Source organism: Vibrio sp. L85 (assembly GCF_963871815.1).
Classification (GTDB): Bacteria; Pseudomonadota; Gammaproteobacteria; order Enterobacterales; family Vibrionaceae; genus Vibrio; species Vibrio harveyi.
In genome coordinates this window covers 1-300 of sequence record NZ_CAWMYL010000194.1, presented here as the reverse complement: position 1 = coordinate 300, position 300 = coordinate 1, and the positions used below count along the sequence as shown (strand labels likewise).

General features: G+C 43.3%; 1 pseudogene. It reads left to right on the top strand.

Features of this window, described 5'->3' with window-relative positions:
• Positions 1-300 (top strand): annotated as a pseudogene (locus tag AACR11_RS20805) (DUF2235 domain-containing protein); the annotation flags it as partial.

Here is a 300-nt window from a genome sequence, read left to right as displayed (position 1 = left end):
ACTGCTACCTAGCGATGGCATTCTACCTTCTAACTTTTATGAGGAAGTCTTTGCTGGCTGTCACACAGACATTGGTGGCGGTTATCCTTCAAAAGAGCAGTATGCAAAGCAAGGTTTACCTGAAAGGTATGGAATGCCTCTGTCTGCAACTTATAATCGTGAGTTAATAAAAACAGAATCCATAAGACAAGAGATACAAGCACAACAGAATGTTTATGGAGCCGCCGCATACAGCGAGCGCCTATACAAGCGAGCTCAAGATGCTTGGAATTTGGAATGCAGCACTAAGGGTTTATATGG